Origin of the sequence: Sphingomonas sp. BK481, from assembly GCF_014194875.1 — a bacterium.
In the GTDB taxonomy this organism is placed as follows: Bacteria; Pseudomonadota; Alphaproteobacteria; order Sphingomonadales; family Sphingomonadaceae; genus Sphingomonas; species Sphingomonas aerolata.
Map to the genome: position 1 here is coordinate 523917 of NZ_JACIAP010000001.1, position 16462 is coordinate 540378.

Consider the following 16462-nt stretch of genomic DNA (forward strand, 5'->3'; position numbering starts at 1 on the left):
CGCGGACACGGTAAATGTCCAGCGCGATAGGGTCGGCGTACCTATTATTGCGCAGCGAATGCCGCGTTGATCGTCAGGTCGACCTTGTCCGACACGACGGGGGCATAGGCGCCGATGTTGAAATCGCTGCGCTTGATCGAGGTCGTCGCGCGGAAGCCGAAGTTCAGCTTCTTGTTCATCGGGTTCGCGCCCGCACCGACGAACGTCGCCTGCAGCACGACCGGCTTGGTGACGCCCTTGAGCGTGAGATCACCGGTGATGGTCGCCTTATCGCCGGTCGCGACGACCTTGGTCGAAACGAACTTGGCGGTCGGGTAGGTTGCGGCGTCGAAGAAGTCCTTCGACTTCAGATGGCCCGCGAATGGTGCGGACGTCACCGACAGCTGGTCGATCGCGAAATTGACCTCGACCTTGGTCGCGTTCGGCTTGGCCGGATCGATCGTGATGCTGCCACCCGACGCGCCGAGCTGCCCCTCGAGCATCGAGAAGCCCATATGGTTGAGCTGCCATGTCACCTGGGTGTGGTTGGCATCGACCGCATAGGTGCCGGCGGCGACGCGCGCCTTGACGGGGGCGCCGGGGACTGCGGCGGTCTGCGCCAATACGGGAGCGGCGGTGAGGGCGAGGATGGTGGCTAGGGCTAGGCGCATGCGGGGTCTCCTGTTGAACGCGCGATGCTGGCCGAGCGGAGGGAGCGCGTCAAATGACGTTATGCCAACGCTGTGTTTCGGATTTGGGTCGGTGGGGGGGAGCCTGTTCCCCCGCGGACGCGGGGGCCCAGCTAAACCACGGACACTGCCCGAGACCCTGGACCCCCGCCTTCGCGGGGGAACGGGGACTGGGGGAGGGGCGCGCTTACTTCAAGTGCCACCACCCCGGCGAAGGCCGGGGTCCAGTTGGGGGACGGTGGTAACGCAAGACGGCGCTTCGTTACTCCGGCCTTTCCAACTAGGCCCCGGCCTTCGCCGGGGTGAGGTCGCTTCGTGCAGGGGACAAACGGAAGCCCGCTCCCCACGCCCGAACGTCGGCCCCGGCGAAGCCGCGCCCTATGGGCGGGCTCCGTCGTGCCGGCCGCGCTCGCGCTTAGTTGCGCTCGCGATCCACCAGCGCGTTCTTCCCGATCCACGGCATCATGCCGCGCAGCTCGCTGCCGATTTTCTCGATCGGATGCGCCAGCGCCTGCTTGCGCGCCGCCTTCAGCTCGGGCTGCCCCGCACGGTTGTCGAGGATGAAGTTCTTTACGAAGCGCCCCGACTGGATGTCGGCCAGCACGCGCTTCATTTCCTTCTTCGTCTCGTCGGTGATGATCCGCGGACCCGTGGTGATGTCGCCATATTCGGCGGTGTTGGAGATCGAATAGCGCATGTTGGCGATCCCGCCCTCATAGAGCAGGTCGACGATCAGCTTGGTCTCGTGCAGGCACTCGAAATAGGCCATTTCGGGGGCGTAGCCGGCTTCGGTCAGCGTCTCGAACCCGGCCTGGATCAGGTGGGTGATGCCGCCGCAGAGCACGGCCTGCTCGCCGAACAGATCGGTCTCGCATTCCTCGCGGAAATTGGTCTCGATGATGCCCGAGCGACCGCCGCCCACGCCCGACGCATAAGCGAGCGCGATGTCGTGTGCGTTGCCCGACTTGTCCTGATCGATCGCGATCAGGCAGGGGACGCCGCCGCCGCGGACATATTCGCTGCGCACGGTGTGGCCGGGGCCCTTGGGCGCGATCATGATGACGTCGAGATCGGCGCGCGGCTCGATCAGGCCGAAATGGACGTTCAGGCCGTGTGCGAACGCGATCGTCGCACCCTGCTTCAGATTGTCGTGCAGGTCGGTCGCATAGATCGCGGCCTGATGCTCGTCGGGCGCGAGGATCATGACGATGTCGGCCCAGGCCGCCGCCTCGGCGTTCGACTTGACCGCGAAACCCGCCTCGATCGCCTTCTTGGCGGTCGGCGAGCCCTCGCGCAGCGCGATCGCGACGTCCTTGACGCCCGAATCGCGCAGGTTCTGCGCGTGCGCATGGCCCTGCGAGCCGTAACCGACGATCGCGATCTTCTTGTCGGTGATCAGGTTCAGGTCGGCGTCGCGATCGTAATAGACACGCATGGTATTCTTCCTTCTTTCGTCATTCCGGCGAACGCCGGAACCCAGGGTTCCAGGCGGCGCCGTTCGTGGTTCTGTGTCCCGACTTGCGTCGGGATGACGGGGTAAACTTACGCCGGCTCTTTGCCGCGGGCGATCGCGACGATGCCGGTGCGGGCGACTTCGATCAGGCCGACTTCGCTCATGAGTTCGACGAACTTGTCGATCTTGTCGATCCCGCCGGTCACCTCGAACACGAAGCTCGACGTCGTCGCATCGACCACGCGCGCGCGGTAGACGTCGGCCAGGCGCAGCGCCTCGATCCGGTGGTCGCCGGTGCCGCGCACCTTGACCAGCGCCAGCTCGCGCTCGACGTGCGCACCCTGCGCGGTCAGGTCGGTGACCTTGTGGACGGGGACGAGCCGGTCGAGCTGTGCGAGGATCTGCTCCATCGTCGCGGGCGACGCGCTGGTGACGATCGTGATCCGGCTGACCGCCTTGTCGGCGGTGATCTCCGACACGGTCAGGCTCTCGATATTATAGCCGCGCGCGGTGAACAGGCCGGCGATCCGGGCGAGGATGCCCGGTTCATTGTCGACGATCACGGCGAGCGTGTGCCGCTCGGCCTTTTCCTGGGAAATATGCATCAAACCAGTGCCTTCGCTTCGTCGTCCATCGTGCCCGACACTTCGTTCGCCTGCAGGATCATGTCGGTATGCGCAGCACCGCTCGGGATCATCGGGAAGCAGTTGGTCAGCTGCGACACGCGGCAATCGACGATCACCGGGCCGTCATGGGCCAGCATCTCCGCAATCCCGCTGTCGAGCTGGTCGCGCGTCTCGATCAGGATGCCCTTCCAGCCATAAGCCTCGCCCAACCGGATGAAATCGGGCAGCGAGTCCGAATAGCTCTCGGCGTAGCGGCTCTCATAGGTGAGCTCCTGCCACTGGCGGACCATGCCCATATACTGGTTGTTGAGGATGAAGATCTTCACCGGCAACCGGTATTGGGTGGCAGTCGCCAGCTCCTGGATGTTCATCTGGATCGACGCCTCGCCGGCGATGTCGATCACCAGCGCGTTCGGGTTGCCGAGCTGCGCGCCGATCGCGGCAGGCAGGCCATAGCCCATCGTGCCGAGACCGCCGCTGGTCAGCCATTTGTTCGGCTTTTCGAAGCCGAAATGCTGTGCGGCCCACATCTGGTGCTGGCCGACCTCGGTCGTGATGATCGGGTTGCGTGCCTTGGTCGCGTCGAACAGCGCCCGGATCGCGCGCTGCGGCATGATCTCGTTCGGGTCGTTCTCGGGGAAGTCGAGGCACTTGACCGCACGCCAGCCGGCGATCCGCCGCTGCCAGTCGGTGGTGTCGGGCTTGGGATGCTGACGGCTCTTCCAGATCCGCACCATGTCCTCGAGCGCATGGCCGACGTCCGCGATGATCCCGAGATCGACGCGCACCGTCTTGTTCACCGACGAGCGATCGATGTCGATGTGCACTTTCCGCGAATTCGGGCTGAACGCGTCGAGCCGTCCGGTCACGCGGTCGTCGAACCGGCTGCCGAGCGCGACGACGAGGTCGGCCTGGTTCATCGCCATGTTGGCCTCGTAGGTGCCATGCATCCCGAGCATGCCGAGCCACTGCTCGCCGCTCGCGGGATAGGCGCCGAGACCCATCAGCGTCGACGTCACCGGTGCGCCGGTGATGCGGACGAGCTCGCACAGCAACTGGCTCGCGGCCGGCCCTGAGTTGATGATGCCGCCGCCGGTATACAGGATCGGGCGTTCGGCCGCAGCGAGCATGTCCACCAGCTGCTCGATCTGGCTCTGGTCGGCCTTCACCTGCGGGCGATAGGTCTTGTGCTGGATCGGGCCGGGCTTCGCATAGCGCGCGGTCGCGACCTGCACGTCCTTGGGGATGTCGACGACCACCGGCCCCGGACGACCCGAGGTGGCGATGTGGAATGCCTCGTGGATCACCCCGCCGAGCTTGGCCGGGTCCTTCACGAGATAATTATGCTTCGAACAATGGCGCGTGATGCCGACGGTATCGGCCTCCTGGAACGCGTCGGTGCCGATCAGCGCGGTCGGCACCTGGCCGGTGATCACCACCATCGGAATCGAATCCATCAGCGCATCGGTGATCCCGGTGACCGCATTGGTCGCGCCGGGCCCCGAGGTGACGAGCACCACGCCGGGCTTGCCGGTCGAGCGGGCATAGCCCTCCGCCGCATGCGTCGCCGCCTGTTCGTGGCGCACCAGGATGTGCTTGATCCGGCCGCTGCGAAACAGCGCGTCGTAGATCGGCAGCACGGCACCACCCGGATAGCCGAACACGACCTCCACGCCGAGATCGCACAGCGCCTCGATCAGGATATCGGCTCCACTCTTCTCGGTCATCACGTCAAAATCCTTTCGAATGCGCCGCCTTTAGCGCCTCGTGGAGGGGGCGGCTACCGATATAAAAGATGCGTGTCAAACATCATTTTAGCAATATAGTTTCAAATTGCTGCAAGCGCGTTGAAAAATCGAGCGCGTCCGTGCGCGTCCAGGCGGCCGGCGGTTGGTGGCGAAGCCAGGTATATTGCCGCTTGGCATAGCGCCGCGTGGCGAGCGATCCGGCCGCGATCGCGTCGGTTTTCGACATCTCTCCGCGCACGAGCGCGGCGATCTCGGGAACGCCGATCGCGCGGCGGATCGGCGCGTCCTGCGGGATGTCGGTGCGGGCGAGGAGTGCGGTGACTTCCGCTTGGCTGGTCTTGGTCATCTCGGCGAAGCGCTGGTCGATGCGCGCGTTCAGCCAGTCGCGGTCGGGGATCAGGATCAGCGCGCGGACATCGAGACGGTCGCCGATCCCACCCACCCGTTCGGTCTGCCAGTCGGCGAGCGTGCGGCCTGTGCCGCGGACCACCTCCAGCGCGCGCGCGACGCGCGTGGTGTCGGCGGCGTTGAGCCGCGCGGCGGCGCGCGGGTCGAGCAAAGCGAGCGCGGCATGCGCCTCGGCGACGGGGAGCGCGCGGACCTGCTCGCGCAGATCGGGGTCGATCGCGGGGACGGGGGCAATGCCGTCGAGCAGCGTGCGGATATAGAGCCCGGTGCCGCCGACCAGGATCGGCAGTCTGCGCTCCGCGACCACCTCGTCGATTGCGCGCGTCGCCTCGGCGGCCCAGCGCGCGGCGGAATAGGTCGCGTCGGCGGCGTCGACATGGCCGAACAGGCGGTGCGGGGCGCTCGCTTCCTCTTCGGCCGAAGGACGCGCGGTGAGGATGCGGAGATCGGCATAGACCTGCGCCGAATCGGCGTTGATGACGACGCCGCTGTGCGCGTCGGCGATGGCGAGCGCGAGCGCGGACTTGCCGCTCGCGGTCGGCCCTGCGATGAGCGCGACCTTCGGGAGATTATTGATGTTCACGGCAACGCTTATAGCCTCGGGCACGCTGACCGCAGGCGATATTTCGACCGCGATGGACCGGCTCCGCGATGCGGGCTGCGCGCCGGGTGCGAGCGGCTGGATCGATGAGGGCGACGCCGCCGACCTGATCTTCGGCATGGCGCCCGACGCGGCGCGGACCGCGCTCGAGGGGGCGTTCGGCAAGACCGATGTGGTCGTGCAGCCGAGCCTGACCCGGACCAAGGCGCTGCTGATTGCGGACATGGATTCGACGATGATCACCGTCGAGTGCATCGACGAGCTCGCCGACTATGCGGGAATAAAGCCGCAGATCGCCGAGATCACCGAGCGCGCGATGCGCGGTGAGCTCGATTTCGAGGCGGCACTCGATGCGCGCGTCGCGCTGCTCGCGGGGCTGGCGGAGAGTGACATCGAACGCTGCCTCGCCGAACGGGTCACGATCATGCCGGGTGCGCAGGCGCTGGTACGGACGATGCGCGCGCGCGGCGCGAAGGCGGTGCTCGTGTCGGGCGGCTTCACGCGCTTTGCCGAGCCGGTGGCGCGGACGATCGGCTTCGACGTCGCGATCGCCAACGTGCTGGAGATTGCCGACGGCACGCTGACGGGGCGGGTCGCGCGGCCGATCGTCGGGTCGCACACCAAGCTGGCGACGCTGCACGCCGCGCTGGCCGAGCACGGGATCGCGGTCGAAGAGTCGCTCGCGGTCGGCGACGGCGCCAACGACTTGGCGATGATCGAGGCGGCGGGGCTGGGCGTCGCCTATCATGCCAAACCGATCGTCGCGGCAGCGGCGGCGGCACGGATCGACCATGGCGATCTGACCGCTCTGCTCTACGCCCAGGGCCTGCCGCGCGCCGCCTGGGTGACCGAATGAGCGCCGTCAAGCGCGTTTCCAGCCACCGAGTCCCTCTTTGGTAATCCAGGTTAAGCCACTGCGCCATATCCCGGCTTGCTAAGCTGTATCCAAAAATTAGGGGTCGATGCCAAAGACTTGCGATTGATTGGCTGATACGAATGGATGCTGGCTGGGATTATGAGCGCTTCAAGGCGTTCACCTGTGCGGATGACGACGACATTGATACCTTCCGCCGGCTCGCCGGGCCGACGATCGGTTTGAAGCGTGGTGATACCCTGCGGATGCAAGGCTCGCCCGACCCGCAGGTCTATATGCTGCTGAGCGGCTGGGTCGCGTGCAGCATCATCGTCGGCGAGAGCGCGCGGCAGATCGTCAAGGTTCATCTGCCCGGCGATCTGGTCGGGATGCCGAGCCTTGCCGCCCCGACCGCGTGCGACACGATCGAAGCGGTCTCGGCGGCGAAGCTCGGCGTGATCGAGACCGCGGCGATCGGGCAGGTGTTCAGCAGCAACCCGCGGCTCGCGGCCTTGCTGTTCCTCGTCTCGCAGCAGGAGCGCGTCGTGTTGATGGAGCGGCTGGCGTCGATCGGGCGGACCAGCGCGGCGAGTCGGATCGCCGCGCTGATCCTCGAACTGCGCACCCGGCTGCGGCGCAACGACCCGACGATCGAGAATGTCGTGCCGGTGCCGCTGACGCAGGAGGATATCGGCGACATGACCGGGCTGACCCCGGTCTATGTCAACCGGACGCTGCGCCAGCTGCGGACCTCGGGGATCGCGACGTGGCGGCGCGGGGTCATCACGATCGACGACCGCGACGCGCTGGCGGTCCTCGCCGCGTTGCCGCAAAGTCCGGAACGCGACACGAGCTGGATTCCGAGCCGGCGCGGCTGAACGCCGGGCGTGTCAGGATGCGTCACGGGGCGACGATGACGCAGGGCTGGCCTGACGCGGCGCAGGCGCGCGTCGCGTCCGCCCGGCTGGCGAACCCGCCCGCCTGCAGCCGCGTCACCGGTCCCGCCGCGACATAGCTGGGCTGCGCGCCGCCCAGCCTGCCCCTGACCTTGCCCCACAGCGTCTCGGCATTGCCGCGATCGCGGAACGCGCCAAGCTGGATCCGCCATTTCCCCGACCCGGCCACCGGCTTCGCTGCTGGCTTCGGCACGGGCTTCGGCGCCGGCTTGGGCGCGGACGCGAGCCGGGGCGGGGTGACCGGTGCGGGTCTGGTCGCGGCTTGCGAGGCAGCACGCTCCGGCGCAGCGCGCGGGGGCACCGGCGCGGGGGACACGGATGAGGCGGGGACCGTGGTGCGCGCGACCGGCGTCACCGGCCGGGGAGCGGGCTGGGGAGCGGGCCTGGCAGGGCCGGTGGCCGAGATCGGCGGTGGCGACGCGGACGACAGGCCCGACCGCGCGATCTTTTCCTGCGCGGCATAGCGTTCGGCGAGCGCCGTGCCGCGCTGGCGGTCTTCGGGGGAGATATACTGGTCCATCTGCGCCAGCGTCTGCGAGGCCGACTGCAATCCCGACGTGCTCGCGCGCGACATCAGCGCATAGGCGCGCGGATAGTCGCGGGGGACCGCGTCGCCGTTGAACAACATCGTCCCGAGCACGAGCTGCGTCCGCGGTTCGCCGCGCGCCACCGACTTTTCGAGCCAGGGCAGCGCGTCCGCCTTCTTGTTGGCCTGGAACAGCGCGAGGCCGTAATTGTCCTGCGCCTGGACATGACCCTGCAGCGCCGCCTTGCGGAACCAGCTTTCGGCGAGCGCGGGGTCGAGCGTGACGCCGCGGCCGAGCTTATAGGCCTGGGCGAGATTGAACTGCGCATCGGCGTCACCCGCGATCGCGAGCGGACGCCACTGGTCGATCGCGGACGCATAGTCGCCGCGGCTCCAGGCATCGACGCCGGCCTTCACGTCCGCCGCGGCCGGCACCGCGCCCAGCGCCGCTACCGTCGCCGCCGCGCCCAGAATCAGGTTGCGCATCGAGTACCTCGTTAAAGCCAAATGATGATCGTCATGTCGCGATAGCCCGGCGAAGGCAAAGATCGGGTTAAGCCGTGCGCCGGTCGGGTGCGGGGGCGCGGCACGTTGTCGTAACGGCGTGGGAACCACGCGTTAACCGCTTCTTATCCGCTGGCATGGCATCGCGGGCCTTGGTTGACGAGACGTAAGGGGGCTTATGCGCGTTCTGGCGATGGCATCGCAAAAAGGCGGGTCGGGAAAGACGACTCTGTCCGGGCATCTCGCGGTCCAGGCGGAGCGCGCCGGGCAGGGGCCGGTCGTGCTGATCGATATCGATCCGCAAGCGTCGCTGACCGACTGGTGGAACGAACGCGAGGCGGAGGCGCCGGCGCTGGCGCAGACCACGGTCGCGCGGCTCGCCGCCGATCTCGAAATTCTTCGCCAGCAGGGGTTCAAACTGGCGGTGATCGACACGCCGCCGTCGATCACGGTCGCGATCCAGACGGTGATCCAGATCGCCGAGCTGATCGTCGTCCCGACCCGGCCGAGCCCGCATGACCTGCGCGCGGTCGGCGCAACCGTCGATCTGTGCGATCGCGCGGGCAAGCCGCTGATCTTCGTCGTCAATGCAGCGACCCCCAAGGCGCGGATCACGGCCGAGGCGATCGTCGCGCTCTCTCAGCACGGCACCGTCGCGCCGATGACGATCCACCAGCGCACCGATTTCGCCGCTTCGATGATCGACGGCCGCACGGTCATGGAGGTCGATCCCAAGGGCAAGTCCGCGGCGGAGATCGAAGCGCTCTGGACCTATGTCACCGACCGGCTCGAAAAGAATTTCCGGCGCACGGTGTTCAGCGTGCCCAATGCAGGCGCGGGGTTCGGGCAGCGCGGGCCCGCGCCGGGCTTCGGCCGGCGGGTGGTCGGATGAGCGCGATGCCCGCCCGCCCGCCCGTTCAGCCGCATCCGGAATCGGCCGACGTGCCGAAGCCGCTGGGCTCGCTGTCGGCGTCGCTGCTGGCGCGCAAGGGCGACGCCCGCCCGGCGATGCGACCGCTCGCGCTCGGTACGGCCACGGTCGTGCCAGTTGAGGATGATGCCGCTCTTGTGACGTCGGTGACGCTAGCGACCGCACGCCGGATCGCGCGCGAGAGCGCAACCAGAACGCGCACCGGCAAGGCCGCCTTCACGCTCCGCCTCGACAGCGATCGTCATGTCCGGCTTCGACTCGCGAGTGCAATGACGCGGCATTCGTCGCAACACCTGGTGACGCTCGCGCTCGATGCCTTTCTTCAAAATCTGCCCGAGGTCGACGCGCTCGTTGCGCAGCTTCCCGTGACCAGGGCCCCGAAATGAACCGGTGGGATCATAGCCGATGACGACGCGAATCCTTCTTTCGATGGGGCTGTCGGCCCTTGTTTTGGGTGGCACGATGGTCGGGTGCAGTGCGGGCGAGACGGGCCGCGGTCTCGCCTCGGCGAGCGATCGCAACGCTGATCTCGAGGCCAAGGCGGGCGCGGTGAACGCGCATCGGGCAGAGGTTGCGCTGGCCCGGCACGATGGCGGCGCCGCGGTCTATTTTGCCGAGGCGGCGGTGGCGATGATGCCGCAATCGGCGGCGTATCGGCTGCTGCTCGCACAGGGCTATCTCCAGGCGGGGCGGTTCACCTCGGCGCGGCAGGGGTTTGCCGATGTGCTGGCGTTGTCGCCGGCGGACGGGAAGGCGGCGCTCAACCTGGCGCTGACGCAGATCGCCGGTGGCGACACGCAGGGCGCGCGGCAGACGCTCGAACGCAACGCATCGATCATACCGCCGAGCGATCGTGGCCTCGCGCTGGCGCTGGCGGGCGATGCAGGCGGCGCGATCGGGCTGCTGACCGAGGTCGCACGCTCGTCCGAAAGCAATGCCAAGGCCCGGCAGAACCTGGCGCTCGCGCTCGCGCTGGCGGGCCAGTGGCAGGCCGCGCGGGTCGTTGCGGCCGCCGATCTCGCGCCGACCGAGGTCGATGCAAGGCTCGAACAATGGGCCCGTTTCGCACAGCCGACGACGTCATATGATCAGGTCGCCGGCCTGCTCGGCGTGCGCGCGGTCGCCGATCCCGGCCAGCCCGCCGCGCTCGCGCTCAACCGCGCACCGCTCATGCCGACGGTCTCGCCGATCGAGGCGCTGGCCGCGGTCGAACGCAGCGCGCGTCCCGTCGCGCTGGCCGAAGCGGGATCGGCTCTGGCCCCGGCGAGGATCACCTTCGCCGCGCCGCGCGAGGTCGTTCAGGCCCTGCCCGGCGGCATGCCGACGATGCTCGCCAGCCGCAGCGAGGGCGCCGTGCTCGCCGCGCGAGCGCAACGCGGCGTGCGCGCGATCCCGGCGGGGACGGGCGACTGGTATGTCCAGATCGGCGCCTATGACAATGCCGGCGTCGCGAGGGCCGCCTGGAGCCAGGCCACGCGTCGCTTCGACGGCTTCTCCGGCCGCCAGCCCAACGGCATGGCGTTCAGGACGAACGGCGAGGCCTATTACCGCCTGTCGGTCGGCGGGTTCGGCCGCGACGAGGCCAATCAGGTGTGCCGGCGCTACCGCGCGACCGGTGGCGCCTGTTTCGTGCGACAGGGCGCCGGCGACCAGATGGCGCTTTGGCTGCGTGGCGGCGGCGTCGAGGTCGCGACCCGCTGAATGACAGGCGGGCTCCGACGCACGATGCCCGTCAGATCTCGCGGCCGCCTTTCCAGACGCGCAGTACCTTGCCCTGCACCGGCAGGCCGTCGAACGGCGTGTTGTTCGCGCTGGCGGCGAACGCGTCGCCGGTGATCTGCCACGGCGCCTGAGCGTCGAACAGCAGCAGATCGGCGGGCTTGCCGACCTCGAGCGTCCCGGTGTCGAGCCCGAGCACCGCGGCCGGGTTGCGGCTCAGCAGCGCGAACAGCCCCGACAGCGTGACCCGTTCGTCGCGCACCAGCATCAGCGCGAGCGGCAGCAGCGTCTCGGCGCCCGCCATTCCGGCGCTCGAATCGGCGAAGGGCAGGCGCTTTTCCTCGGGCCCGCGCGGATCATGCGCGGAGCAGATCACGTCGATCGTGCCGTCGGCGACCGCCGCCAGCGCCGCCTGGCGATCCGATTCGCTCCTGAGCGGCGGCGAGAGATGCGCGAAGCTGCGGAAGTCGCTGACCGCGATATCGGACAAATGGAGATGCGCGGGCGTGATGCCGCAGGTCACCGCCACACCGCGGCGCTTCGCAGCACGGATCAGGTCGAAGCCCGCGGCGGTCGTCACCTGGCGGATGTGAAGCCGCGCACCGGTGTCCTCGGCCAGCATCAGGTCGCGCGCGATCGCGAGCGCCTCGGCTATCGCGGGGGCGGCGGGCAGGCCGAGCCGGGTCGCGGTCTCGCCCGCGGTCGCGACGGCGCCCGCGGTCAATCCGCCATCCTCGGCATGCGTGACGACCGCGATGTCGAGGTCGCGCGCATAGGCGAGTACGCGGTGCATGACCCCGCTGTCGGCGATCCAGCCCTTGCCGGTGCCGACCGCGCGCGCGCCCGCCGACAGGCAGACCGCCATCTCGGCAAGGTCATGCCCGGCCAGCGCCTGCGTCGCGGCGGCAATCGGGTGGATCCACAGGTCGGGCTTGCCGATCAGCGCGGCGCGCTGGACGATGCCGGGATCGTCCAGCACCGGCGACTGGTCGGGCATCAGCCCGACGCGGACGATCCCGCCTGCGCGGAACGCGGCGCGGTCGATCCGCGCCACGCCCAGATCGACGATGCCGGGGGCGAGCGTCTTGCCCGCGCAGTCGATCGTCTGCGCATCGGCGGGGATCTCGACCAGCCCGGTCGCGACGACGACGCCGTCGCGGATCAGGAGATTGCCCTTGGTGATCCCGCCGACCGGGCAGACGAGCGTCGCATTGGTGAGCGCGAGGATCATGCCCAGCCCTCCACGCCGCGCGCCCGGCGGGTCAGTACGTCGAGGCACGCCATGCGGACCGCGACGCCCATTTCGACCTGCTCGGTGATCGCCGAGCGGGCATGGTCGGCGACCGCCGAATCGATCTCGACGCCGCGGTTCATCGGCCCGGGGTGCATCACCAGCGCATCGGACGCCGCGCGCGCGAGCCGTTCGAGCGTCAGGCCGTAGCGCATCCGGTATTCACGCGTGGAGGGCACGTACGCGCCGTCCATCCGCTCGTTCTGCAGGCGCAGCATCATGACCACGTCGGCGCCCTCCAGCGCGGCATCGAAATCGGTGAACGGGGTGACCCCCATCTTGTGGATGGCGGCGGGCATCAGCGTCGACGGTGCGCAGACCCGGACCTCGGCGGCGAGCGCGGTGAGTGCGAGGATGTTCGAGCGTGCGACGCGGCTGTGCAGCACGTCGCCGCAGATCACGACGCGCTGCCCCGCGATCGACCCGCGGCGGCGGCGGATCGTCAGCGCGTCGAGCAGCGCCTGGGTCGGATGTTCGTGGCGGCCGTCGCCTGCGTTCAGGACGGGGCAGTCGACCTTGTCGGCGATCAGCCGCACCGCACCGCTCGCCATGTGGCGGATGACGATGACGTCGGCGCGCATTGCGTTCAGCGTCATTGCGGTGTCGATCAGCGTCTCGCCCTTCTTCACGCTCGACTGCGCGGCGTGCATGTTAACGACGTCGGCGCCGAGCCGCTTGCCCGCGATCTCGAACGACAACAAGGTTCGCGTGCTGTTCTCGAAGAACGCGTTGATCTGCGTGAGCCCGGCGAGCCGCTTGTCGGGCGTCGCATGGGTGCGGTTCGCCTCGACCCAGGTTTCGGCCTCGTCGAGCAGGAACGCGATCTCGTGCGGCTGAAGCCCGTCGATCCCGGTCAGGTGCCGGTGCGGGAAGACGGCGCCGCCCTCGATGAGGGTGGCGGGGCGGTGGTCTGAACGTTGCATCAAGCGCGCTGGGTAGTGGGCTGCGGCGGCGGGGGCAAGGTTTGGCTTTGCGGTCAGCGTGGCGGATGCCCTCGATCCGACGCTATTCGGATGCGCGGTGGACAATCCGGTACAAGGCGCCGCGATCGGTCGACCATACCAGGCGCAGCCGGGCGTCGGTCGGCCATTTCACGCGGGGCGTATCGATCAGCCAGACGAAGTCGAATGCGGCGTACGCAATCGTGGCCAGCGCGCGTTGCAGATCATAGCCTTCGTCATAACGGCAGCCGGGGGCAAAGAGCGCCTGGCTGCCGGCATAGACGAAGCCGCCGGCCTCGGGCCGATGGATGCGCAACTGCGAGGACGGGATGTCCCAGAGCCCGTTGACGAACGCATCGCGGCGGACGATCGCCATCATCCCCAGATGATCCATGCGGCGACTGGTCCATTGCGCCTCGCACGGCAGATCAGCCAGCGCGACGACCCGGCTGCCGCTCGGGATATGGTCGATCGCGGCAAGCTGGTCCTGGAGGCGATCCTCGAGGCGCGCCCAGCTGACGGTCTGAACCGCCAGCCGGGTGCCGAGAAAGGCGAGCGCTGCAATCGCGATCATGGTCAGGTGCCGGTGGTTCGTCGTGGTCGGCGACAGCGACAGGATCGCGAGGGCTAGCGCACAGGGCAGCAGCCGCATGTCGGTGAACGACGATCCCATGACCATTCCCGGCATCAGCAGGAACACGCAGAACAACAGCCCCGAGGCGCAGGCCAGGCGCGCTTCCATCCGAAACCCGGCGCCCCGCAACCCGCAGAGCACGAGGCCATAGAGCAGCATCACGCTGGCGATGTCGAAGCCGAGATGCTGGTCGCGCAATATGGCGGCGACAAAGAACAGCTTGAGCAACCAGGAAAACCACTGGGCGACACCTGCCGATGCCGTGCCGGACTGCGCCAGCATGATGACGATCGGGACGGCGAGCGGCAGGCACGCAAGCCCGGCGCTCCAGATCGCGCGCGGCCAGCCTCGACCGTCGCGACGCGCGGTCACCAGCTCGATCGCGAACACCGCGACGCAGAATGCACCCCAGCCGGCGACGTGCGTCACCCACAGGAGCAGCCCAAGCGGCAGGAATACCGCCGTGCGCAGGCGATAGCGGCGGCCGCGACCCAGCCGCATCCACAGCACGATCAGCGGAAAGGCGAAGGCGATCGAGAGCGTGTAGTTGAGAAAGCCATATTGGAACGGCATGCCAAAGGTCAGCGGAATCGCGAAGAACGCGCTGGGCGGAATCCTCCCATGCGCTTCCTTCGCGACGGCAAGCATACCCGCCGCGGTCATCACCGCCGCCGCGATCAAGGCGATCTTCGTCGTCTCGACCACGTCAAGCAAGGGTTCGGCCGCAGCGACGAGCAGGTCCATGCCGAGATTGCCCGACAGGCGCCACTGAACTGCGAACCAATGATGAAAATAGGGCGAGCTATCGATCCGGGCGTCGATGGCGAAGCGCGCCAGATGCCCGTAAATGTCAATCAATGGCGCAACCGCCGGCTGGAGCAGCGGCACCGCGAGCGTCAGGCTGATCAGCACGGCGAACCACGGCGTCGACCACCATGATCCGGGAGGCGGGGCGTCCTGTCGCGTGATCGTCGACCTTGGCATCAGCCCGCTTTTCCACGGAACCTCCAAAGACACGGTTAACGCGCTAGATCTGCGCAGTCACCAGCGCGTCGATCGCGCCCTGAAGGATATAGGCCGCTGCCATCTTGTCGACCAGCTCGGCGCGCTTGGCGCGGCTGGCGTCCTGTTCGATCAGCGTGCGCGTGACCGCGACGGTCGACCAGCGTTCGTCCTGCAGCAGGATCGGCAACCCCATGTCCTTCAGGTTCTGCGCGAACGCCCGCGTCGATTGCGAGCGTGGGCTTTCGCTGCCGTCGAGGTTGATCGGCAGGCCGATGACGAGCCCGACGACCTTCTGCGCCGCGATCATCTCGGCGAGCGCGGCCTTGTCCTTCTGGAACTTGGTGCGGCGGATCAGCAGCGCGGGGCTCGCGAAGCTCCAGCCGGCATCGCACAGCGCGGTGCCGATCGTCTTGGTGCCGACGTCGAGGCCGATCAGCCGCCCGCCATTCGGGAGCGCATCGCGAAACTGCGCGGGGGAAAGCGTGATCATCGCGTGAACGCCGCAAGACGGCGGTTGGCGTCCGCGCGCACATTCGCCCAGAACAGCGGATAGTCGTACACGTGGTAGTTGTTCCCGGGGAGCACGTAAGGCCCGAGATCGGGGCCCTCACCGATCAGCAGGATACCCCGGTCGCCGCAGCGCGCGGGCACGTTGCCGACCGACAGCGTCGCGCTCGACAGGTCGGCGGAGGGTACGAGCGTGCCGAGATTGGCGGTCGCGGGCGCGCTGGCATCGGCGGTGCCGGTCAGCGGGTTGGTGCAGATCATCGGCGTGCCCTTGCGCGGCTGCCCGTCGAACCCCGTGGTCCGGTCATAGGTTTCGACGACGAGCGACGGATCGGCGGGCTCGGCGAAGCTTTCCCATGACAGGATGCAGCCGGTCTGATCGTCGCTGCGGCATTCGGCCAGACCCATCCGCGGCAGGTCGGTGACGCGCGAAACCGGCCAGCCGACAACATAGGCGGCGACGATCCGCGCCTTCAGTTTCGGGTCGGTCGCGATCCGGTCGCGCAGCAGCCGGGTGAGGTGAAGCGCGCCCTGGCTGTGTCCGGCGAGGATGATCGGGCGGGTCGGGCCGGCTTCCTTGAGGACCCGGTCGAACGCGGCGGTGACGTCGCCGTACGCAAGCGCGAGCGCGCGTTCGCTGTCAGCCTCGCTGGTCAGGAACGCGCCGAACGTCGCCTGGCGATAGCGCGGTGCCCAGATGTCGCCCGCGCCGTTGAACGCGCTCGCCTGACCGCGCAGGAACAGTTCGGCACGGGCATTGGTCTCGGGATCGTCGATCGGCGCGTTCCAGTGGTCGCGGCTGATATACGAGGTCGGGTGGATGAAGAAGATCGCCGCGCCCGTTCCCGGGGTGCCGGGTGCGTAGCCCTCGGGTGTCCAGAGCGCGGGGTTGCCGGGACGGTCGGGACGCGCGAGCCACAGGATCTTGCGCGCATAGATGTTCGCCGGCGCCTTGCGTTGCGCCTGGAACGTCTCGCTCGGGACCATCGCGATCCGCATCAGCTCGGTCCCGTACAGGCGATAGGCGAGCAGCGCGGCGATCGCGAGGACGATCATCGCGGTGACGAAATAGAGAAACTTGCGGGCCAAGC

At 68.2% G+C, this 16462-nt stretch carries 16 protein-coding genes; 5 read left to right on the forward strand and 11 right to left on the reverse strand.

Features of this window, described 5'->3' with window-relative positions:
- Positions 1 to 44 precede the first annotated feature (44 nt).
- From FHY04_RS02450 to miaA, 5 genes are all read right to left on the reverse strand, one after another.
- The gene (locus FHY04_RS02450; RefSeq protein WP_056405452.1) at positions 45 to 650 is read right to left on the reverse strand and encodes a YceI family protein; all 606 of its coding nucleotides are present in this window, start codon (positions 648 to 650) and stop codon (positions 45 to 47) included.
- 433 nt (positions 651 to 1083) lie between these two features.
- On the reverse strand, positions 1084 to 2103 hold the full coding sequence (gene ilvC / locus FHY04_RS02455) for a ketol-acid reductoisomerase (protein ID WP_107932328.1): 1020 nt from the start codon (positions 2101 to 2103) through the stop codon (positions 1084 to 1086).
- Between the two features lie 107 nt (positions 2104 to 2210).
- Positions 2211 to 2726, reverse strand: a complete 516-nt coding sequence (gene ilvN, locus FHY04_RS02460; protein ID WP_183935262.1) for an acetolactate synthase small subunit — start codon at positions 2724 to 2726, stop codon at positions 2211 to 2213.
- Positions 2726 to 4474, reverse strand: a complete 1749-nt coding sequence (locus FHY04_RS02465; RefSeq protein WP_183935263.1) for an acetolactate synthase 3 large subunit — start codon at positions 4472 to 4474, stop codon at positions 2726 to 2728. The genes ilvN and FHY04_RS02465 overlap by 1 nt, the downstream gene beginning before the upstream one ends.
- Positions 4475 to 4556: 82 nt before the next feature.
- Positions 4557 to 5486: a tRNA (adenosine(37)-N6)-dimethylallyltransferase MiaA gene (miaA, locus tag FHY04_RS02470; protein ID WP_183935264.1), complete on the reverse strand. Its 930-nt coding sequence runs from the start codon at positions 5484 to 5486 to the stop codon at positions 4557 to 4559.
- Here miaA and serB point away from each other — a divergent pair.
- A complete protein-coding gene (gene serB / locus FHY04_RS02475; RefSeq protein WP_183935265.1) occupies positions 5479 to 6360 on the forward strand; it encodes a phosphoserine phosphatase SerB in 882 nt (293 codons plus the stop codon). The two genes, miaA and serB, sit on opposite strands and share 8 nt — an antisense overlap.
- A 140-nt stretch (positions 6361 to 6500) precedes the next feature.
- Positions 6501 to 7235: a Crp/Fnr family transcriptional regulator gene (locus FHY04_RS02480; RefSeq protein ID WP_056405459.1), complete on the forward strand. Its 735-nt coding sequence runs from the start codon at positions 6501 to 6503 to the stop codon at positions 7233 to 7235.
- 22 nt (positions 7236 to 7257) lie between these two features.
- On the opposite strand, the gene FHY04_RS02485 is transcribed toward FHY04_RS02480, so the two are convergent.
- Positions 7258 to 8325 (reverse strand): SPOR domain-containing protein, encoded by a 1068-nt coding sequence (locus FHY04_RS02485; protein WP_183935266.1) that lies wholly within the window; start codon positions 8323 to 8325, stop codon positions 7258 to 7260.
- 196 nt (positions 8326 to 8521) lie between these two features.
- Here FHY04_RS02485 and FHY04_RS02490 point away from each other — a divergent pair, with 196 nt between their 5' ends.
- The 3 genes from FHY04_RS02490 to FHY04_RS02500 are packed head-to-tail and all read left to right on the forward strand — an operon-like array spanning position 8522 to position 10975.
- Positions 8522 to 9235, forward strand: a complete 714-nt coding sequence (locus tag FHY04_RS02490; protein WP_031441008.1) for a ParA family protein — start codon at positions 8522 to 8524, stop codon at positions 9233 to 9235.
- Positions 9232 to 9660, forward strand: coding sequence for a hypothetical protein (locus tag FHY04_RS02495; protein WP_409349136.1), 429 nt, complete (start codon positions 9232 to 9234; stop codon positions 9658 to 9660). Before FHY04_RS02490 ends, FHY04_RS02495 begins: the two co-directional genes overlap by 4 nt.
- Positions 9661 to 9679: 19 nt before the next feature.
- Positions 9680 to 10975: an SPOR domain-containing protein gene (locus FHY04_RS02500; RefSeq protein ID WP_183935267.1), complete on the forward strand. Its 1296-nt coding sequence runs from the start codon at positions 9680 to 9682 to the stop codon at positions 10973 to 10975.
- A gap of 31 nt (positions 10976 to 11006) precedes the next feature.
- Here the strand turns inward: FHY04_RS02500 and FHY04_RS02505 are convergent, their stop codons facing one another.
- From FHY04_RS02505 to FHY04_RS02525, 5 genes are all read right to left on the reverse strand, one after another.
- Positions 11007 to 12224, reverse strand: a complete 1218-nt coding sequence (locus FHY04_RS02505) for a dihydroorotase family protein (protein ID WP_183935268.1) — start codon at positions 12222 to 12224, stop codon at positions 11007 to 11009.
- On the reverse strand, positions 12221 to 13207 hold the full coding sequence (locus FHY04_RS02510) for an aspartate carbamoyltransferase catalytic subunit (protein ID WP_183935269.1): 987 nt from the start codon (positions 13205 to 13207) through the stop codon (positions 12221 to 12223). Before FHY04_RS02510 ends, FHY04_RS02505 begins: the two co-directional genes overlap by 4 nt.
- An 82-nt stretch (positions 13208 to 13289) precedes the next feature.
- Positions 13290 to 14843 carry a hypothetical protein gene (locus FHY04_RS02515; protein ID WP_183935270.1) on the reverse strand — a complete coding sequence of 518 codons (1554 nt, stop codon included), beginning with the start codon at positions 14841 to 14843 and terminating at the stop codon, positions 13290 to 13292.
- Positions 14844 to 14886: 43 nt separating this feature from the next.
- Positions 14887 to 15354, reverse strand: a complete 468-nt coding sequence (gene ruvX, locus FHY04_RS02520) for a Holliday junction resolvase RuvX (RefSeq protein ID WP_031396403.1) — start codon at positions 15352 to 15354, stop codon at positions 14887 to 14889.
- The gene (locus FHY04_RS02525) at positions 15351 to 16460 is read right to left on the reverse strand and encodes a DUF3089 domain-containing protein (protein WP_183935271.1); all 1110 of its coding nucleotides are present in this window, start codon (positions 16458 to 16460) and stop codon (positions 15351 to 15353) included. Before FHY04_RS02525 ends, ruvX begins: the two co-directional genes overlap by 4 nt.
- Positions 16461 to 16462 lie beyond the last annotated feature (2 nt).